This window comes from Streptomyces sp. NPDC092045 (genome assembly GCF_044756005.1).
Taxonomy (GTDB): domain Bacteria; phylum Actinomycetota; class Actinomycetes; order Streptomycetales; family Streptomycetaceae; genus Streptomyces.
This window is the reverse complement of the sequence record NZ_JBIVSC010000002.1, coordinates 1-19,392: the sequence shown is the minus strand read 5'-3', so window position 1 is coordinate 19,392 and position 19,392 is coordinate 1. Positions and strand designations below refer to the sequence as shown.

Genomic DNA, 19,392 nt, shown 5'->3' with positions numbered 1-19,392 from the left:
CGGCGGTCACGGGCGCCAGTTCTCCGAACTCCCCGTCGCGCCCCCCGCCTCCTCGCAACGCCGCCGCGACTCCCGGTCGGCGAAGGCGGAGGCGGCCGCGCGCCCCGCCCGCCGCTCCTCCGCCCGGGCCGCCACCAGGACCTCGTCGTGGATCTCGTACTGCTCGTTGGAGAGGCCCTTCTGCTCCCAGTCCAGACCCGCCCACGAGCTGCCCTTCAGGGCCTCCTCCACCCAGTACGACACGAGGTCCGCGCAGATGTCCGCGGGGGTCCTGGCGGGAGGGGCGGACTCCTCCGGCGCCCCGCAGGCGCCCGTCAGGGCCAGCGCGCAGGCGGTCAGGGCCGCGGCGAACGCGGACCTCGCGGTGCCGGATCGCCGGCGCCTCAAGGGAGCCGGACCCGCGGCTTCGGGAACGGGCGGCCGGCGACCGCTCGCGGCCGGTATGCGACATCGGCGGTGTGACAGGGCGTGTCGGGTGTGACTGTGGTGAGTCCGGGGGAAGTTGGGGCGGAGGCGGGTCGTGCGGCGGACTGTGCGGCGGTCATGGGGGCCCCTCGGCGGGTGCGCGGGCGGACGGGCGGGTCGGTTCCTCCCCGTGGGGAGGCCCGCCAGTGAAGCGCCTCGGGCCGCGAGGGGCAAGGGGTGCCGGGGGAAAGGGAGTTGGCGCGGAAACGCCGGCGGGGGCGGTGCCTCCTCGCACCGCCCCCGCGGGGCTCGTCCGCACGGGACCTCGTCCGCGCCGGACCGGTCCGCTCCGGCCCGCGCGGGCCTCGTCGGACCCGCCCCTGCCGGATCGCCCGACGCCGGTCCCGTTCGCGCGGCCCGGTCTCGTTCGCGCGGCCCGGTCCTGTTCACACCGTCCGGTCCCGTTCACGACGTCCGGGTCCGGGAGCCGTTCGGCCGGCCCCCTCGCGCGGGTCTCAGGCGCTCGCGTCCGTCTCCGCGCCCGGGACGTTCTCCGCGTCCTTGGGGGTGACCTCGCGCAGCAGGCAGGTCAGCCGGGCCGAGCAGACCCGCCGGTCCTGCTCGTCGGTGATCACGATCTCGTAGGTGGCGGTGGAGCGCCCGCGGTGCACCGGGGTCGCCACGCCGGTCACCAGGCCGCTGCGGACCCCGCGGTGGTGGGTGCAGTTGAGGTCGACGCCGACGGCGATCCGGGAGACCCCGCCGTGCAGCATCGAGCCCACGGAGCCCAGCGTCTCGGCGAGGACCGCCGACGCCCCGCCGTGCAGCAGCCCGTACGGCTGCGTGTTGCCCTCCACCGGCATGGTGCCGACGACCCGCTCGGCCGAGGCCTCCAGGATCTGCACGCCCATCCGGTTGCCGAGGTGCCCCGCCGAGAAGAGGGCCGGGAGGTCGACGCCGAGCGCCGCGTACTCGTCGATGACCTCCTGCGGGAACTTCACGTGCTGCTGTTCACCCATGGCCCGGCTCCGTTCGTCTTCGTACGGTCGCTGATCGTTCGATCGCGTGGTTCCGCCTGAGCAAACGCTTAGGCGGAGGGCGATTGTTCCAGACGGACGATGACGGACTTGCTCGCGGGGGTGTTGCTGACGTCCGCCGTCGACTCCAGCGGCACCAGGACGTTCGTCTCCGGGTAGTAGGCCGCCGCGCACCCCCGGGCCGTCGGGTAGTGCACCACCCGGAAGCCGGGCGCCCGCCGCTCCACGCCGTCCGTCCACTCGCTCACCAGGTCGGCGTACGCCCCGTCGGCCAGACCGAGGGCCGCCGCGTCCTCCGGGTGGACCAGGACGACCCTGCGGCCCCCCTTGATGCCCCGGTAGCGGTCGTCCAGGCCGTAGATCGTGGTGTTGTACTGGTCGTGCGAGCGCAGCGTCTGGAGGAGCAGCCGGCCCTCCGGCACCCTCGGGTACTCGACGGGCGCGGCCGTGAAGTTCGCCTTGCCGGTCCTCGTGGGGAAGCGGCGCTCGTCGCGCGGGGCGTGCGGCAGCGCGAAGCCGCCCGGGTCCGCCGCGAGCCGGGCGTTGAAGTCCTCGAAACCGGGCACCACGCGCGCGATGCGGTCCCGGATCCGGGCGTAGTCGGCCTCGAACTCCTCCCAGGGCGTGGCCGATCCGTCGCCGAGGACCGCGCGGGCCATCCGGGCCACGATCGCCGGCTCGGACAGCAGGTGCGGGCTCGCCGGGGGCAGGTTGCCCCGGGAGGCGTGCACCAGGCTCATCGAGTCCTCGACCGTCACGAACTGCCGCCCGCCCTTCTGGACGTCCTTGTCGGTGCGGCCGAGGGTGGGCAGGATCAGCGCGCGCGTGCCCGTGACCGCGTGCGAGCGGTTCAGCTTCGTCGACACGTGGACGGTCAGCCGGGCCCGGCGCACGGCCGCCTCCGTCACCTCCGTGTCGGGCGTCGCCGCCACGAAGTTGCCGCCCATGGCGAAGAACACCTTCGCCTCGCCGTCGCGCAGCGCCTGGATCGAGCGGACCACGTCGAAGCCGTGGTGGCGCGGGGAGACGATCCCGAACTCCTTGTCCAGGGCGTCGAGGAACGCGGGCGCGGGGCGCTCGAAGATGCCCATGGTCCGGTCGCCCTGCACGTTCGAGTGGCCGCGCACCGGGCAGACGCCCGAGCCCGGCCGTCCGATGTCGCCGCGCAGGAGCAGCAGGTTGACCACCTCGCGGATGGTCGGCACGGAGTGCTTGTGCTGGGTGAGGCCCATCGCCCAGCAGACGATCGTCCGCTCCGAGGCGAGGACCATCTCCAGGGCCCGTTCGATCTCGGAGCGCTCCAGACCGGTCGCGGCGAGGGTCTCGTCCCAGTCGGCCTCCTCCGCGGCCGCCGCGAACTCCTCGTACCCGTGGGTGTGTTCGCGTACGAACTCCTCGTCGACGGCGCCGGGGGTCGCCAGGACCAGTTTGTTGAGGAGGCGGAAGAGGGCCTGGTCGCCGCCGATCCGGATCTGGAGGAAGAGGTCGGTGAGCGCGGCGCCCTTGAGCATGCCGCGGGGGGTCTGCGGGTTCTTGAACCGCTCCAGGCCGGCCTCCGGCAGCGGGTTGACCGAGATGATCCGGGCGCCCGCGGCCTTCGCCTTCTCCAGCGCGGACAGCATCCGGGGGTGGTTCGTCCCCGGGTTCTGCCCGGCCACGACGATCAGGTCGGCCTTGTGCAGGTCCTCCAGGGAGACGCTGCCCTTGCCGACGCCGATGGTCTCCGTCAGCGCCGAGCCCGAGGACTCGTGGCACATGTTGGAGCAGTCCGGCAGGTTGTTCGTGCCGAACTCGCGGGCGAAGAGCTGGAGCAGGAAGGCCGCTTCGTTGCTGGTGCGGCCCGAGGTGTAGAAGAGCGCCTCGTCGGGGGAGTCCAGGGCCCGCAGCTCCTCGGCGACGATCCCGAAGGCCCGCTCCCAGGTCACCGGCTCGTACCGGTCGCCGCCCTCGGGCAGGAGCATCGGCTGCGTGATGCGGCCCTGCTGGCCCAGCCAGTACCCGCTGCGCTCCGCCAGGTCCGCCACCGGGTGCGCGGCGAAGAACTCCGGGGTGACCCGGCGCAGCGTCGCCTCCTCGGCGACGGCCTTCGCGCCGTTCTCGCAGAACTCCGCGACGTGCCGCCTGTCCTCCTCGGGCCAGGCGCAGCCCGGACAGTCGAATCCGTCCTTCTGGTTGACCCTCAGGAGGGTCCGCGCGGTGCGCAGGGACCCCATCTGCTCCCGGGCGATCCGCAGGGTGTGTCCGACGGCGGGCAGCCCGGCGGCGGCGTGCTGCGGCGGCGTGACCTGCGGTGCGTCCTGGACCGGGTCACCGGCCGGGGGCTTGCTGACCATCGCGCTCTCCCTTGAGCGGTCGTCCTCCTGCGTACGTCTCCGATCCTGTCACGCGGCACCGACAGCCCGGCACCCCGGCCGGTGAGGAGGGGATTGTCGGTGGGCCGTGGCAGGATCGTCCCGTGGCCCAGACAGCATCGAAGAACACCGCAGACACCCGTCCCCGCCTGCTCCTGATGGACGGGCACTCGCTCGCGTACCGGGCGTTCTTCGCGCTGCCCGCGGAGAACTTCACCACCGCGACGGGGCAGCCGACGAACGCGATCTACGGATTCGCCTCGATGCTGGCGAACACGCTGCGCGACGAGTCGCCCACCCACTTCGCGGTCGCGTTCGACGTGTCCCGCAAGACCTGGCGCTCGGACGAGTTCCCGGAGTACAAGGCGAACCGCTCGAAGACCCCCGACGAGTTCAAGGGGCAGGTCGAGCTGATCGGCGAGCTGCTCGACGCGATGCACGCGCAGCGCTTCGCCGTCGACGGCTTCGAGGCGGACGACGTCATCGCGACCCTCGCCACGCAGGCCGAGGCCGAGGGCTTCGACGTCCTGATCGTCACCGGCGACCGGGACTCCTTCCAGCTCGTCACCGACCACGTCACCGTGCTCTACCCGACCAAGGGCGTCTCCGAGCTGACCCGCTTCACCCCGGAGAAGATCCAGGAGAAGTACGGTCTGAGCCCCTCGCAGTACCCCGACTTCGCGGCCCTGCGCGGCGACCCGTCGGACAACCTGCCCGGCATCCCCGGGGTCGGCGAGAAGACCGCCGCGAAGTGGATCAACCAGTTCGGCTCCTTCGACCTGCTCGTCGAGCGCGCCGAGGAGGTCAAGGGCAAGGCCGGGCAGAACTTCCGCGACCACCTGGAAGCGGTGAAGCTCAACCGGCGCCTGACCGAGATGGTCCGGGACGTCGAGCTGTCGAAGACGGTGGCCGACCTCGCCCGCGAGCCGTACGACCGCGCGGCCCTCGCCCTCGTCCTCGACACGCTGGAGATCCGCAACCCCTCCCTGCGCGAGCGGCTCCTCGCCGTCGACCCCGGTTCCGCCGAGGAGGACGTCCCGCCGCCCGCCGCAGGCGTCGAGCTCGACGCCTCCGTCCTCTCCACGGGCGAGCTCGCCCCCTGGCTCGCCGAGCACGGCACCGGGCCCCTCGGCGTCGCCACCGTCGACAGCTGGGCCCTCGGCACCGGAAACGTCGCCGAGGTCGCCCTCGCCGCCGCCGGGGGCGCCGCCGCCTGGTTCGACCCCGGCGAGCTCGACGAGGCCGACGAGCGGGCCTGGGCCGCGTGGATCTCCGACCCCGACCGCCCCAAGGTGCTGCACAACGCCAAGGGCGCCATGCGGGTCTTCCCCGAGCACGGCTGGAGCGTCGCGGGCGTCACCATGGACACCGCCCTCGCCGCCTACCTGGTCAAGCCCGGCCGCCGCTCCTTCGCCCTGGACGCGCTCTCCGTCGAGTACCTCGGCCGCGAGCTGGCCCCCGCCGCCGCCTCCGACGGGCAGCTCGCCTTCGGCGCCGACGACACCGCCGAGGCCGAGGCCCTCATGGCCCAGGCCCGCGCCGTCCTCGACCTCGGCGGGGCCTTCGAGGAGCGGCTGGGCGAGGTGGGCGCCCGCGAGCTCCTCCACGAGATCGAGCTGCCCACCTCCGCCCTGTTGGCCCGCCTGGAGCGGCACGGCATCGCCGCCGACCGCGAGCACCTGGAAGCCATGGAGCAGCAGTTCGCCGGCGCCGTCCAGCAGGCCGTGAAGGAGGCGCACGCCTCCGTCGGCCACGAGTTCAACCTCGGCTCGCCCAAGCAGCTCCAGGAGGTCTTCTTCGGCGAGCTGAACCTCCCGAAGACCAAGAAGACCAAGACCGGGTACACCACCGACGCCGACGCGCTCGCCTGGCTGGCCGGCCAGACCGAGCACGAACTGCCCGTGATCATGCTCCGCCACCGCGAGCAGGCCCGGCTCCGCTCCACGGTCGAGGGCCTGGTCAAGACCGTCGCCGCCGACGGCCGGATCCACACCACGTTCAGCCAGACCGTCGCCGCCACCGGCCGCCTCTCCTCCACCGACCCGAACCTGCAGAACGTGCCGGTGCGCACCGACGAGGGCCGGGCCATCCGGCACGGCTTCGTCGTCGGCGAGGGCTTCGAGGCACTGATGACCGCCGACTACAGCCAGATCGAGCTGCGGGTCATGGCCCACCTCTCCGAGGACGAGGGCCTCATCGAGGCCTTCGCCTCCGGCGAGGACCTGCACACCACCGTCGCCTCCCAGGTCTTCGGCGTCGAGCGGTCCGCCGTCGACGCCGAGATGCGGCGCAAGATCAAGGCCATGTCGTACGGCCTGGCCTACGGCCTCTCCGCCTTCGGCCTCGCGCAGCAGCTCACCATCGACCCGGCCGAGGCCCGGATCCTGATGGAGACCTACTTCGAGCGCTTCGGCGGGGTGCGGGACTACCTGCGCCGGGTCGTCGACGAGGCCCGCGCCACCGGATACACCGAGACGATGCTGGGCCGCCGCCGCTACCTGCCCGACCTCAACAGCGACAACCGGCAGCGCCGCGAGGCCGCCGAGCGGATGGCGCTCAACGCGCCCATCCAGGGCACGGCCGCCGACATCGTGAAGATCGCCATGCTGAACGTCGACCGGGCGCTCACGGAGGCGGGCCTCACCTCCCGGATGCTCCTCCAGGTCCACGACGAAATCGTGCTCGAACTCGCCCCCGGCGAGCGCGAGCGGGTCGAGGCCCTGGTCCGCGAGCAGATGTCCGCGGCGGCCCACCTGCGGGCCCCGCTCGACGTCTCCGTCGGCGTCGGCCGGGACTGGGACTCCGCCGCGCACTGACACCACCCCGCCCCGGGCCCGTACGGACGCCGTACGGGCCCGGGCGCGTCCGGGCCGCCCCGTCGTACGGGCCGGAGGGCGCCCGGGCCCGCCGGCGGGGATCGGGGGGGGCGTCCGGGCCCCGGCCGTACGGGGCGGGGGCGCCGTCACGGGCTCCGGGGCGGGGGCCGTGCGCCGGATGGACCACTCCGGAGGGCGTCCCGGCGGCCGGGCTCATGAAACTGAGCATCATGATCACGAGCCGTCGCGCCCGCCTCCGCGCCTGGGCCCTGCTCGGAGCCGTACTCGGGGCATCGGGCACCGCCTGGCCCGCCGAGGCGCACCGGGCCCCCGCACTCTGCACCTCGTCCCGCGAACCGGCCCTCGCCGCCCGCCTGTCCCAGGACATCGCGACGGCGCTCAGGGGCCGCGACGGCACGGTCTCCGTCGCCCTGCACGACCCCGGACGCGGACTGCGCTGCCGGCTCGACGACACCCTCGTGTACGACTCCGCCAGCATCGCCAAGGTCCTCATCCTGGAGGCCGTCCTCGGACGGGCGGCCGAGCTCGGCCGCGCGCCCACCGGCCCGGAGTCCCGGCGGATGAGGGCGATGATCACCCGCTCCGACAACAAGGCGGCCGGCGAGCTGTGGAAGGGGCTCTCCCGCGCCCGTCTCGACAGGGTGCTGCGCGACGCCGGGGCCCGCGACACCGTCCCCGGCCACGGCGGCTACTGGGGCCTGACCCGCACCACCGCCCGCGACCAACTGGCCCTCCTGGCCGCGGTGTCCCGCCGTGCCGAGGCGCTGTCCCTGATGGGCCAGGTCGTCCGCGACCAGGCCTGGGGCGTCACCTCGGGCGCGCCCCGCACGGTCAAGGTCCACCTCAAGAACGGCTGGCTGCCCCGCGCCACCCACGCCTGGCGCGTCCACAGCGTCGGCGTGGTGCGCCCGGCCGCCGGCACGGGCAGGGGAGCGGGCGCCGTCGCGGGGTCGGCCGGCGCCTCCGCGACCGACTACCGGCTCGCCCTCCTGAGCCACGGCAACCCGACCATGCGGTACGGCATCCGCACCCTGGAGGGGGTCGCCCTGGCCGTGCACCGCGGGCTCTCCGGCGGCGCGGCGGCCCGCGGCTTCACCCCCTCGGAGAACGTCAGCGAGGTCCCGGACGGGAGTGCTCCGGCAGGGCCTCCCGGCCCTTCGGCTCCGCCCTCTTCGGCTCCGGGCCCTTCGGCTCCGCCCTCTTCGGCTCCGGGCCCTTCGGCTCCGGGCCCTTCGGTTCCGGGCTCTTCCGCTCCGGGTCCTTCCGCTTCCGGCCCTCCGGTTCCGGAGCCGGATTCGGCGTCGGGCTTCCCGCCCGCCGAGCGGGCGACGCTCCGAGGAGCCGCGCCCCCGCCCCGTACAGCACGATCCCGGCGGCGAGCCCGGCGCCGGCCCCGAAGCACGCCGTCGGGATGACGTCCAGGGGCGTCTCGATCCGGTCCCAGCCCCAGTACGCGGCCCAGCGCAGCACCCGGTGGGCGATCCCGGCGAGGACGCAGCCGCCGATGAGCCCGGCCGCGACGAGCCGCCCGCGCCGGTCCGGCACCGCCACGCCGGCGGGCAGCTCCGCACCGGGCACGGCGGCCCGCAGCGCCCGCGCGGCGAACCGGCAGAGCAGCCCCAGGGCCAGCGCCGAACCCCCGTACTGCGCGTACAGGTAGACCGGGAAGCCGGCCACGAGCTCGCCGAGGAAGGGGAGCGCGCGGGTGCCCCAGCGGTCGAGGTGGGTGAAGGAGTCCCACACCACGTGGGTCGTGGCGCCCAGCGCCGCCGAGAGGAGGAACCAGCCCGCGAGCGCGACCGGGGACCGGTCCCGCCACCGGCGGCCCACGACGAGGCCGTACACCCCGCCCCGCCACCGCGCGGGCAGCAGCGCTACCAGCGGCTCGCGCACGGTCAGCCACAGGGCGACGAGCGCGGCCGCGATCAGGACGTCGGCCGTGACGATCCCGACGGCGGAGTGCGTGACGTCGCCGAAGGCCATCGCGCCGGGCAGCACCGTCGCGGCGAAGTACGTCGTGTCGGGCGCGAAGGACCCGGCGACGAGGGCGGACGCGACCAGCGGACCCCGCGCGGTCCCGTCCCGGCGCAGCCCGGGCAGCACGGCGGCGGCATGGCTCAGTGTGAACGGCAAGGAGGGCTCCCGGGGTTCGGACGGCGACGGCTCACGGGCACGGACGCGGGCCGGTCCATGATCGACCGCAGTGCAAGAGGCACCGGGCGCCCCGGTCGGTTCCCGCCTCCCTTTGATCGGCAGGCGGTCATGAGGTGACGAAAGAGTGAAACACGGTCAAGGACCGGTACTAGCCGGTACGGAGTTGGCATAAAGTCGCCGGAGGCCACGCGCGGGGAGCACGGGGCCGCAGTCGATCGGGGAGGGACGACGGATATGGCACCGGACATCGGCCGCCGGCTGCGCAGGGGGGCCACCAGCGGTGCGGTGGTGGCCGCGGCGGTCGCCGCGCTCGCCGCCTCGCAGGCACCGGAGGCGATCCAGCCGACCACGGACAACGCCGGCGGCGACCGCGCCACCGGCACCGGCACCGGGGAGACCGCCCCGCCGTCCGACAAGGGCTCCGCGACCGGCGACTCGCCCTACTACACGGCGCTGCCGCCGCTGAACGTGGCGGCCCGCCAGCCGGGCGCGCCGGGGACGGGCACCGGTCCGCTGGTGGTCACCGGCCCCGCGGAGGCCGGCATACCCGCGACCGTCCTCGCCGCCTACAAGCGCGCCGAGCAGACGTCCCGCTCGACCGACCCCGGCTGCAACCTGCCGTGGCAACTGCTCGCCGGCATCGGCAAGGTCGAGTCCGGGCAGGCGAGCGGCGGCCGGGTCGACGGCAACGGCACGACCTTCAAGCCGATCCTCGGCCCCGCCCTCAACGGCGTCGGCTTCGCCAACATCTCCGACACCGACGGCGGCGCCTACGACGGCGACAAGGTCCACGACCGCGCCGTCGGCCCGATGCAGTTCATCCCGTCCACCTGGGCCACCTGGGGCCAGGACGCCAACGGCGACGGGAAGAAGGACCCGAACAACATCTACGACGCGGCGCAGGCCGCCGGTCGCTACCTCTGCGCCAACGACCGCAACCTCCTGCTCAAGGCCGACCTCGACCGCGCGGTCCTCAGCTACAACCGCTCGACCGAGTACCTGAACACGGTCCTGTCCTGGTTCGAGTACTACAAGCGCGGCACCCACCAGGTCCCGGACGGCACGGGCGTGCTGCCGATCGACCGCAGCGACAACCGCCGCCCGGGCGGCGTCCCCCGCCCCACCGCGCCGACGTCCCCCTCTCCGACGTCCCCCGCGCCGAAGCCGGGCGCCCAGGACCCGAAGCCGAACCCCGGCACGAGCAAGCCGCCGACCGTCCCGACCAAGCCCCCCACCACCGACCCGACGCCGCCGGCCACCTCGCCGGCCGAGAAGGTGTCGCTGCTCAAGGTCGCGGCCAACGGGCAGCTGACCGCGACCACCGACAGCGACTTCACGGGAGTCCCCCGGGTCGCGGCGCTCGACGCCTCGGGCAAGCCGGTCGCCGGGGCGGCCGTCCGCTTCGAGATCGTCGGGGCCACCGACACCCGCTTCGCCGGGGGCAGGACCGGCGTCACCGCCACCACCACCGCGGCAGGCGTCGCCTCCGCCCCGGCGCTGCGGGCCGGCGAGCAGACGGGATCGTTCACGATCCGGGCCACCGTCGTGGGCCGGACCCTGGCCCCGGCCGCCTTCGCCGTCTCCGTCACGGAGCGCCGGGCGGACACCCTCGTCCGCGTCGGCGACGCCCCCCTGAAGGCCACCACCGGCACCGCCTTCGACCAGCAGGTCCAGGTGAAGGCCACCGACAAGGGAGCCCTCGCCCCCGGCGTGCTCGTCACCGCGGAGATCGTCGAGTCGAAGACGGACCCGAAGCCGGCCACCGAGGGCCCGACCTTCAAGAGCACGTCCTCCCGCACCGTCACCCTCGCGACCGCCACGAACGGCACCCTGACCTTCCAGGCGGGCGACCTCCTCGCGGGCGACAAGGCGGGCACGTACCACCTCAAGCTGAGCGCGCCCGGCGGCGGCACCCTCTTCGTCGAGCTCACGGTCGCCGCGGCCGCCCCGACCCCGGAGCCGGAGCCCTCCGAGACCGGCACGCCCGAGGCCTCCCCCTCGCCGTCGGCCTCTCCCGCGCCGTCCACCTCCTCGTCGCCGTCGGCCTCTCCCTCGGCGTCCACCTCCGCCCCGACGGGCTCCCCGTCCCCCTCCACCTCCAAGGCCTGACCGGCCGCGGTGCTCCTTCTCCGCGCCGCCCCTCCGTCCGCACCGGACGGAGGGGCGGCGCCTCGTTCTCCCCGGACGTGTCCGGCCCGGCGTCACCGCCCCCCTGCGAGCCGCGCGCTGGTGTGCCGGGTCGCCACCGCCGCCGACGGATCCTCCGGCCACGGGTGCTTCGGGTACCGCCCCCGCAGCTCCGCCCGCACCGCGCGGTAGCCGTCCCGCCAGAACGACGCCAGGTCGGCGGTCACCGCCGCCGGCCGCCCGGCGGGGGAGAGGAGGTGGACGAGCACCGGAACCCCCGCCACCCGGGGCGTCTCGGCCAGCCCGAACATCTCCTGGAGCTTCACCGCGAGCACCGGCCGGTCGCCCCCGTACTCCACCCGTATCCGCGAACCGCTCGGCACCTCGATCCGCTCCGGCGCCAGCTCGTCCAGCCGGCCCGCCTCGCCCGTCGCCCACGGCAGCAGCCGCCGCAGGGCCTCACCGGCGGCGATCCGCCCCAGGTCGGCCCGGCGCCCGGCCCGGGACAGCTCCGGCTCCAGCCACTCCCCGGCCCGGTCGACCAGCGCCTCCTCCGACACGTCCGGCCACGGCTCGCCCACCTCCCGGTGGAGGAACGCCAGCCGCTCGCGCAGCTCCCCGGCCTCCCGGCTCCACCGCAGCAGCCCGAGCCCCTCGCGCCGCAGGCCGTCGAGCAGGGCCGCCCGGACCAGGGCCCGGTCGGCCCCGGCGCCCAGGGGACGGACCGTCAGCTCGACCGCGCCCAGCCGGTCCACCGAGCGCGCGACCACGTCCCCGTCCTCCCACCGGACCTCCTCGCCGGTGGACCGCAGGTGCCCGGCCGCCCGCAGCGCCACCGACCCGTCCACCGCCGCCGCGAGCCGCACCCGCGCCGTGGCGTCCCGGGCCGTGCGGTCCGCCACCGCCACGGCCAGCCACGGAGCGGACCGCAGCCCGGAACCCTCGGCGAGCCGCGCCCCGCTCCCCGACACCATCAGATGGCCGCCCTGCTCCCGGGCCCTGGCCACCCGCTCGGGGAAGGCGAGCGCCGTCACCAGACCGGCCACGGCGTCCTCGCCCCCCCCGGCCCCGGAGACGGCGCCACCGTCTTCGCCGCCCACCGCCTCGCCGGCCGCCCGCTCCAGACGGCGCGCCTCCGCCCTCCACCGCGCGCCGTACCCGTCCGCACCCCGGCGGGCCGCCCGCCAGGCCGCCACCAGGTCGTCCCCGTAGTCGCGCGGCGGCTCCTCGCCGAGCAGCGCCACCACCTCGGCGGCCCGCCGCACCCCCACCTCCGGCGCGCCGTCCAGCAGGGCCCGGCCCAGTCGCGGATGGAGCCCGAGCCGGGACATCCGCGTCCCCCGCTCCGTGGCCCGGCCCGCCGCGTCCACGGCGCCGATCGACCCGAGGACCGCACGGGCCGCCTCCATCGCCCCGGCCGGCGGCGCGTCGAGCAGCGCGAGCCCCCCGGCCGTCGGGTCGCCCCAGCAGGCGACCCGCAGGGCGAAGTCCGCCAGGTCCGCGATCCTGATCTCGGGCGACGGGAACCGCGCCCGGCCGCCGTCCTCCGCCTCCGCCCAGCAGCGGTAGACCACCCCGGGCGCCTCGCGTCCCGAGCGTCCGGCCCGCTGCGTCGCAGCGGCCGACGACACCGGCACCGTCGCCAGCGACCCGAGCCCCCGGGCGTGGTCCGTCCGGGGCTCCCGGGCGAGCCCCGAGTCGACCACGATCCGCACTCCCGGAACCGTCAGGCTCGACTCCGCCACCGACGTCGAGAGCACCACCCGGCGCCGCCCGCCCGGCTCGACGCCCCGCAGCACCGCGTCCTGCACCGCCGCCGGAGCCCGCCCGTGCAACTGGAGCACCTCGGCGTCCAGGCCGGACAGCAGCCCCGCCGTCCGCGCGATCTCCCCCGTGCCCGGCAGGAAGCAGAGGACGTCGCCCTCGTGCCGCTCCAGGGCGAGCCGGACCGTCGCCGCCACGTGCCGCAGCAGCGCCGGATCCACCCAGGTGCCGTGCGCGGGCCTGATCCCGGCGGGCGGCGCGGCGAACCGGACCTCGTACCCGTGCCCCTCGCCCTCGCTCCGCACGATCGGCGCGGGCCCGTCGCCGTCGAGGGAGGTCAGCAGTCGCGCCCAGGCCTCGGCGTCGCTCGTCGCCGAGGCCGCGACCAGCCGCAGCTCCGGCCGCAGGGCCGCCCGCACGTCGACCAGGAACGCCATCGCCGTGTCGGCGTCCAGGTGCCGTTCGTGGCACTCGTCGAGCAGCACCACGTCGACCCCCGCCAGCTCCGGGTCGCGCTGGAGCCGCTGGAGCAGGATGCCCGTGGTCACCACCTCGACCCGGGTCGCGGGCCCGGCCCGCCGCTCGCCGCGCACCGAGAAGCCGACCGCGCCGCCGACCTCCCCGCCGAGCAGCCACGCCATCCGGCGGGCCGCCGCCCGCACCGCCATCCGGCGCGGCTCCGCCACCAGCACCCGGCGCGCCGGCCCGTCCCCCGCGAGCCCCGCGAGCGCCAGCGGCACCAGTGTCGTCTTGCCGGTGCCGGGAGGGGCGGACAGCACCGCCGTGCCGCGCTCCGCGAGCGCGGAGAGCAGCTCGGGGACGGCACGGCGGACGGGGAGGCGGTCGAGCGCTTCGTTTCGGATCACGCACTCAGTCTCGTACGCGGAAGAAAAAGGTGGGCCCCGTTGTCCACAGGGCCCACCCATAAGTACGACTGAGTGCGAGCGGTCATGAGTGTGACCGGCGAGTCCGCCGACGAGGCCGACGTCCCCTCCCGCTCCGCCGCCCCGTCCGCTCGCGCGGAGGTCTACTCCGCCCGCTCGCACACGAAGATCGCCGTCCCCGGGATCAGGTTCCCCCGCAGCGGCGACCAGCCGCCCCACTCCTGGCTGTTCCAGGCCGGCCATTCCGGCTCGACCAGGTCCACCAGCCGGAATCCGCCGGCCACCACGTCCCGCACCCGGTCCCCGAGCGTCCGGTGGTGCTCCACGTACACCGCCCGCCCCTCCTCGTCCTGCTCGACGTACGGCGTGCGGTCGAAGTAGGAGGCCGCGACCGAGAGCCCCTCGGGGCCTGGCTCGTCGGGGAAGGCCCAGCGGATCGGGTGCGTCACCGAGAACACCCAGCGGCCGCCCGGCCGCAGCACCCGGTGCACCTCGCGGAACACCCGTACCGGATCGGCGACGAACGGCACCGCCCCGTACGCCGAGCAGGCCAGGTCGAAGGAGCCGTCCCGGAACGGCAGCGCTCCCGCGTCGGCCTCCACGAGCGGCACCTCGCCGCCGATCCGCAGCGCGTGCTGGAGCTGCCGGTGCGAGAGGTCGAGCGCCACCGGCCGCGCTCCCCGCGCCGCCAGCCACCGCGAGCACTGCGCGGCGCCCGCGCCGATCTCCAGGACGTCGAGGCCCTTCAGCGAGGCGGCCGGGCCGAGCAGCCCGGCATCGGCCTCGTCGAGCCCCTCGGGACCCCACACGAACCGGTCGTCGCCGAGGAAGGAGCCGTGCTCGCTCTGGTACTCGTCGGCGTTCCCGTCCCACCATCCGCGGCTCGCCCGGCTGCTCTCCGCGTCCCCCGCGTCACGCCGGGTGGCCTCCGCCCCGTCGGTCCCGTCCTGGGCCGCGTCTTCGCGTCCGTACTCTTGGTTCATCTCGCCCGCCGATGTAGTTTGCGCTCAGTGCCGCCGTGCGGCGGACCACGCCGACACGGCGTGGAAGGACATGAATGGTGCCGGAGTTGAGCCGATCTGCCCCGGGTGCGCGCTTCGCGCATTGACCCTGTCCGGCCGCTTCCGTATGCTAAAGGTTGCGCTGCGGGTCTGCGTGCCTCAGACGGAGCAGGCCGCGCTCGTACCTGGTGTATGTCCCCTCGGTTTTCGAGGCCCCTCCCGTCCGCGGGCTAGGGGGTCTCCTTGGCTGTCCGGCTTCTTGGTGCGATACGGGCTCACGGCGTAGCAGTACCTACGACTTTCTGTCCGTAACCGGAGCCCTTTCCCACATGACGAGCAGCACCGAGACCACCGCCACCACCCCGCAGGTTGCGGTCAACGACATCGGTAACGAGGAAGCCTTCCTCGCCGCGATCGACGAGACGATCAAGTACTTCAACGACGGCGACATCGTCGACGGCGTCATCGTGAAGGTCGACCGGGACGAGGTCCTGCTCGACATCGGTTACAAGACCGAAGGTGTCATCCCGAGCCGCGAGCTCTCGATCAAGCACGACGTCGACCCGAACGAGGTCGTCAAGGTCGGCGACGAGATCGAGGCCCTGGTTCTCCAGAAGGAGGACAAGGAAGGCCGCCTGATCCTCTCGAAGAAGCGCGCCCAGTACGAGCGCGCCTGGGGCACCATCGAGAAGATCAAGGAAGAGGACGGCATCGTCACCGGTACCGTCATCGAGGTCGTCAAGGGTGGTCTCATCCTCGACATCGGCCTCCGCGGCTTCCTCCCGGCCTCCCTGGTCGAGATGCGTCGCGTCCGCGACCTCCAGCCCTACGTGGGCAAGGAGCTCGAGGCGAAGATCATCGAGCTGGACAAGAACCGCAACAACGTGGTCCTGTCCCGCCGCGCCTGGCTGGAGCAGACCCAGTCCGAGGTCCGCCAGACCTTCCTCACGACCCTCCAGAAGGGTCAGGTCCGCTCCGGCGTCGTCTCCTCGATCGTCAACTTCGGTGCCTTCGTGGACCTGGGTGGCGTCGACGGTCTCGTGCACGTCTCCGAGCTGTCCTGGAAGCACATCGACCACCCGTCCGAGGTCGTCGAGGTCGGCCAGGAGGTCACCGTCGAGGTCCTCGACGTGGACATGGACCGCGAGCGCGTCTCCCTGTCGCTGAAGGCGACCCAGGAGGACCCGTGGCAGCAGTTCGCCCGGACCCACCAGATCGGTCAGGTCGTCCCGGGTAAGGTCACCAAGCTGGTCCCGTTCGGTGCGTTCGTCCGCGTGGACGAGGGCATCGAGGGCCTGGTCCACATCTCCGAGCTGGCCGAGCGCCACGTGGAGATCCCGGAGCAGGTCGTCCAGGTCAACGACGAGATCTTCGTCAAGGTCATCGACATCGACCTCGAGCGCCGCCGCATCAGCCTCTCGCTGAAGCAGGCCAACGAGTCCTTCGGTGCCGACCCGGCCTCGGTCGAGTTCGACCCGACCCTGTACGGCATGGCCGCGTCCTACGACGACCAGGGCAACTACATCTACCCCGAGGGCTTCGACCCCGAGACCAACGACTGGCTCGAGGGCTTCGAGACCCAGCGCGAGGCCTGGGAGACCCAGTACGCCGAGGCGCAGGCTCGCTTCGAGCAGCACCAGGCCCAGGTCATCAAGTCCCGCGAGGCCGACGAGGCCGCCGCTGCCGAGGGCGCTGCCGCCCCGGTCGCCGGTGGCAACGCCGGTGCGGGCATCTCGGGCGGTTCGTACTCCTCGGAGTCGGACGACAACTCCGGCGCCCTGGCGTCGGACGAGGCGCTCGCCGCCCTGCGCGAGAAGCTGGCCGGCGGCCAGAGCTGAACAGGCTCTCCGCCGAGCGCCAGTAGCTGGTGAGACCGAGGCCCGCTCCCTTCCGGGGGAGCGGGCCTCGGCCGTTTTCCGGGCGACCGGGGGGACCGAAGGGAGAGGGGGGCCTGGGACGTTCTCCCGGGCCCCGTCCCCTCAGGGCGTGACGGCGATGTTCGTCAGGCCCTTCCCGCCGGTCACCGTGTTCGAGGCGTACACCGTGGTCCGGCACGAGCCGCTCTGGTTGGTGACGTTGATCGCCAGCCGCTGCGGACCGGCCGCGCCCGTCAGGTCCGCGCGGTTGCCGCGGAAGACCGTCCCGCAGCCCCAGCCGCTCTGCTGGCTGTGGGTCTCGAAGCCGTTGTTCGTCGTGTTCACCCCGGTGTTGTCCTCCACCAGGACGTCGTTGCCCTTCACGTCGACCCAGGAGTCGTCGTAGTTGGCGCCGGTCAGCCCGCGCCCGTCGAAGGTGTTGCCGACGATCCGCGCCCCCGTCGTGCCCTCCTTGACGTCGACGCTCTCGCCGCCGACGTCCGGCCCGATGACGTTGTTCAGGATCTGCGCGCCGTCGCTCCGGTCGGAGAGGTCGTTGGCGGTGCCGACGTACACGCCCTCGCCCATGCCCCGGCCGTCGTTCCCGGTGTCGTATATCCGCGAGTTCTTGAGGACGCCGTTCCTGCTGGAGTCACGGAAGTGCACGCCCTCCATGGTCAGGTTGTGCACGGTCACCCCGTCGATCACCACGTGGTCGGCGGCGTCGGCCATGATCCCCTTCTGGCCGCCGGTCACCGTGACCCCCTTCACCGTCCAGTACGAGGCGCCGTTCAGGTGCAGCCCGTAGCCGCCGCGGGCAGTCAGCACCGCGCGCGGGGAGCCGGTCAGGGTGATCCGGGCGGCCGGCGTGCCCGCCGTGGTGGCCTTGAAGTTCCCGGTGTACGTGCCGTCCGCGAGGTGGATCGTGTCGCCGGGGCGCGCGGCGGCGAGCGCCGACTTGAGCTGGGCGGCGGTCGTGACCTCGACGGTCGCCGCGGCGGCCGGAGAGATCGCGAGGGGAACGGCGAGGAGCGCCGGGAGGAGGGGAAGGAGCAGCGTGCGAGGGCGCATGGGGGTGCCTTCCGGGGCGGGAGCGGGGGCGGGCCCCGCCGGGGTGCACGGAGGGGGGCACGGGGGACGGGAGGGGCAGGACGCGGCGCTGTCCGGAGACGGTAGGGAGCCGCCCCGACCGTGTCAAGGTCTGGACCAATGGCCGGAGTTCGGGCCGTCGCCGCCGAAAGATCGCACCCCCGGGAATGGCGGCGCCACCCGGCGCGTTCCCAGAGAGAACACGAGGAGGAGCGGTAATCGTGCTTGATCCGCAGGATTTGTACGAATGGGACCCGAAGGGCGTGGCCGTCGTCGACATGGCTCTGGCACAGGAGTCGGCCGGCCTCGTCATGCTGTACCACTTCGACGGCTACATCGACGCGGGCGAGACCGGTGAGCAGATCGTCGAGCGCGTGCTCGACACGCTTCCGCACCAGCTGGTGGCCCGCTTCGACCACGACCGGCTCGTGGACTACCGGGCCCGCCGCCCGCTGCTGACCTTCCGGCGCGACCGCTGGACCGCGTACGAGACGCCGTCCCTGGAGGTCCGCCTCGTGCAGGACGCCACCGGCGCCCCCTTCCTCGTCCTCTCCGGCCCGGAGCCCGACGTGGAGTGGGAGCGGTTCGCCGCCGCCGTCCAGCAGATCGTCGAGCGCCTCGGCGTGCGCCTCTCCGTCAACTTCCACGGCATCCCCATGGGCGTGCCGCACACCCGCCCGGTCGGGCTCACCCCGCACGGCAGCCGCACCGACCTCATGCCGGGCCACCGCAGCCCCTTCGACGAGGCCCAGGTCCCCGGCAGCGCCGAGTCGCTCGTCGAGTACCGGCTCACGGAGGCCGGCCACGACACCCTCGGCGTCGCCGCCCACGTCCCGCACTACGTGGCCCGCTCGCCGTACCCGGACGCGGCCCTGACCGCCCTGGAGGCCGTCACCGCCGCCACGGGCCTCGTCCTGCCCGGCATCGCCCACTCCCTGCGGACGGAGGCCCGCCGCACCCAGACCGAGATCGACCGCCAGATCGGCGAGGGCGACGAGGAGCTGGTGGCGCTCGTGCAGGGCCTGGAGCACCAGTACGACGCGGTGGCCGGGGCCGAGACCCGGGGCAACCTCGTCGCGGAGCCCGCCGACCTGCCGTCGGCGGACGAGCTGGGCCGCGAGTTCGAGCGCTTCCTCGCGGAGCGGGAGGGCGACGCGTAGCACCGCCGGGGCAGGCCCTAAGCTGCCGCTCATGCTGAAGGTGGGCCTGACCGGCGGGATCGGCGCCGGCAAGAGTGAGGTGTCACGGCTGCTCGTCTCGTACGGGGCCGTGCTGATCGACGCGGACCGGATCGCCCGCGAGGTCGTGGAGCCCGGCACTCCGGGACTCGCGGCCGTCGTCGAGGCCTTCGGCGACGACGTCCTCACCCCGGAGGGGACGCTCGACCGGCCGAAGCTCGGCTCCGTCGTGTTCGCCGACGCCGAGCGCCTGGCCACCCTCAACGCGATCGTCCACCCCCTGGTCGGAGCCCGGTCCGCGGAGCTGGAGAGCCGGGCGGAGACCGGGGACGTCGTCGTCCACGACGTCCCCCTGCTCACCGAGAACGGACTCGCGCCCCTCTACGACCTGGTCGTGGTCGTGGACGCGTCCCCCGAGACCCAGCTCGACCGGCTCGTACGGCTCCGGGGCATGGACGAGCCGGAGGCCAGGGCCCGGATGGCGGCCCAGGCCACGCGCGCGCGGCGGCTGGCCGTCGCGGACCTCGTGATCGACAACGACGGACCGCTCGACGCCCTCGAACCGCAGGTCCGGAAGGTCTGGGACGAGCTGGCCCGGCGGGCCGCGCCCTCCGCCTAGGGCGTGTGTCGAAAGTCCCGCCTGCCCGGCGGTGTCCGGCACGCACTCCCCCGTAGCCCTGCGGGCACGGGGGCACCCCCGGCCGCGTTG

The 19,392-nt window shown here is 74.1% G+C and carries 12 protein-coding genes and 1 pseudogene; 6 read left to right on the top strand and 7 right to left on the bottom strand.

Going from position 1 to position 19,392, the window contains the following annotated elements:
- Nucleotides 1-6 precede the first annotated feature (6 nt).
- The 3 genes from ACIQKA_RS06875 to ACIQKA_RS06865 form a co-directional block, all read right to left on the bottom strand.
- Nucleotides 7-387 (bottom strand): hypothetical protein, encoded by a 381-nt coding sequence (locus tag ACIQKA_RS06875; RefSeq protein WP_383149082.1) that lies wholly within the window; start codon nt 385-387, stop codon nt 7-9.
- A gap of 533 nt (nt 388-920) precedes the next feature.
- A complete protein-coding gene (locus ACIQKA_RS06870; protein WP_383431999.1) occupies nt 921-1,424 on the bottom strand; it encodes a PaaI family thioesterase in 504 nt (167 codons plus the stop codon).
- Between the two features lie 68 nt (nt 1,425-1,492).
- Entirely contained in the window at nt 1,493-3,775 is a 2,283-nt protein-coding gene (locus ACIQKA_RS06865; protein WP_383149078.1) for an FdhF/YdeP family oxidoreductase, read from the bottom strand.
- 122 nt (nt 3,776-3,897) lie between these two features.
- Between ACIQKA_RS06865 and polA the strand changes: the two genes are divergently transcribed.
- Both polA and ACIQKA_RS06855 read left to right on the top strand, forming a co-directional pair.
- Nucleotides 3,898-6,609 carry a DNA polymerase I gene (polA, locus tag ACIQKA_RS06860; RefSeq protein WP_402540268.1) on the top strand — a complete coding sequence of 904 codons (2,712 nt, stop codon included), beginning with the start codon at nt 3,898-3,900 and terminating at the stop codon, nt 6,607-6,609.
- 215 nt (nt 6,610-6,824) lie between these two features.
- Nucleotides 6,825-7,538 (top strand): annotated as a pseudogene (locus ACIQKA_RS06855) (serine hydrolase); the annotation flags it as partial.
- Between the two features lie 202 nt (nt 7,539-7,740).
- On the opposite strand, the gene ACIQKA_RS06850 reads toward ACIQKA_RS06855, so the two are convergent.
- Entirely contained in the window at nt 7,741-8,763 is a 1,023-nt protein-coding gene (locus ACIQKA_RS06850; RefSeq protein WP_402540267.1) for a DUF4184 family protein, read from the bottom strand.
- 255 nt (nt 8,764-9,018) lie between these two features.
- On the opposite strand from ACIQKA_RS06850, the gene ACIQKA_RS06845 reads away from it, so the two are divergent.
- Nucleotides 9,019-10,893: a lytic transglycosylase domain-containing protein gene (locus ACIQKA_RS06845; RefSeq protein ID WP_383432005.1), complete on the top strand. Its 1,875-nt coding sequence runs from the start codon at nt 9,019-9,021 to the stop codon at nt 10,891-10,893.
- Nucleotides 10,894-10,985: 92 nt separating this feature from the next.
- On the opposite strand, the gene hrpB is transcribed toward ACIQKA_RS06845, so the two are convergent.
- Nucleotides 10,986-13,541, bottom strand: coding sequence for an ATP-dependent helicase HrpB (gene hrpB, locus ACIQKA_RS06840; protein ID WP_402540265.1), 2,556 nt, complete (start codon nt 13,539-13,541; stop codon nt 10,986-10,988).
- Nucleotides 13,542-13,702: 161 nt separating this feature from the next.
- Nucleotides 13,703-14,542, bottom strand: coding sequence for a class I SAM-dependent methyltransferase (locus tag ACIQKA_RS06835; protein ID WP_383149068.1), 840 nt, complete (start codon nt 14,540-14,542; stop codon nt 13,703-13,705).
- Between the two features lie 347 nt (nt 14,543-14,889).
- Here ACIQKA_RS06835 and rpsA point away from each other — a divergent pair, with 347 nt between their 5' ends.
- Nucleotides 14,890-16,398, top strand: coding sequence for a 30S ribosomal protein S1 (gene rpsA / locus ACIQKA_RS06830; RefSeq protein ID WP_383149067.1), 1,509 nt, complete (start codon nt 14,890-14,892; stop codon nt 16,396-16,398).
- Nucleotides 16,399-16,539: 141 nt separating this feature from the next.
- Here rpsA and ACIQKA_RS06825 read toward each other — a convergent pair whose 3' ends face one another.
- Entirely contained in the window at nt 16,540-17,487 is a 948-nt protein-coding gene (locus ACIQKA_RS06825; protein ID WP_402540264.1) for a right-handed parallel beta-helix repeat-containing protein, read from the bottom strand.
- A 239-nt stretch (nt 17,488-17,726) separates the two neighbouring features.
- Between ACIQKA_RS06825 and ACIQKA_RS06820 the strand changes: the two genes are divergently transcribed.
- Together ACIQKA_RS06820 and coaE are read left to right on the top strand one after the other, a co-directional pair.
- Nucleotides 17,727-18,665: a PAC2 family protein gene (locus tag ACIQKA_RS06820; protein ID WP_366376652.1), complete on the top strand. Its 939-nt coding sequence runs from the start codon at nt 17,727-17,729 to the stop codon at nt 18,663-18,665.
- Nucleotides 18,666-18,696: 31 nt separating this feature from the next.
- Nucleotides 18,697-19,302 (top strand): dephospho-CoA kinase, encoded by a 606-nt coding sequence (coaE, locus tag ACIQKA_RS06815; RefSeq protein ID WP_383149063.1) that lies wholly within the window; start codon nt 18,697-18,699, stop codon nt 19,300-19,302.
- Nucleotides 19,303-19,392: the final 90 nt, after the last annotated feature.

Bases quoted from the DNA above. Each gene is read 5' to 3' on its own strand.
- ACIQKA_RS06865 (WP_383149078.1), bottom strand. From the start codon at position 3,775: ATGGTCAGCAAGCCCCCGGCCGGTGACCCGGTCCAGGACGCACCGCAG.
- rpsA (WP_383149067.1), top strand. From the start codon at position 14,890: ATGACGAGCAGCACCGAGACCACCGCCACCACCCCGCAGGTTGCGGTC.
- ACIQKA_RS06835 (WP_383149068.1), bottom strand. From the start codon at position 14,542: ATGAACCAAGAGTACGGACGCGAAGACGCGGCCCAGGACGGGACCGAC.
- ACIQKA_RS06825 (WP_402540264.1), bottom strand. From the start codon at position 17,487: ATGCGCCCTCGCACGCTGCTCCTTCCCCTCCTCCCGGCGCTCCTCGCC.
- ACIQKA_RS06845 (WP_383432005.1), top strand. From the start codon at position 9,019: ATGGCACCGGACATCGGCCGCCGGCTGCGCAGGGGGGCCACCAGCGGT.
- ACIQKA_RS06870 (WP_383431999.1), bottom strand. From the start codon at position 1,424: ATGGGTGAACAGCAGCACGTGAAGTTCCCGCAGGAGGTCATCGACGAG.
- coaE (WP_383149063.1), top strand. From the start codon at position 18,697: ATGCTGAAGGTGGGCCTGACCGGCGGGATCGGCGCCGGCAAGAGTGAG.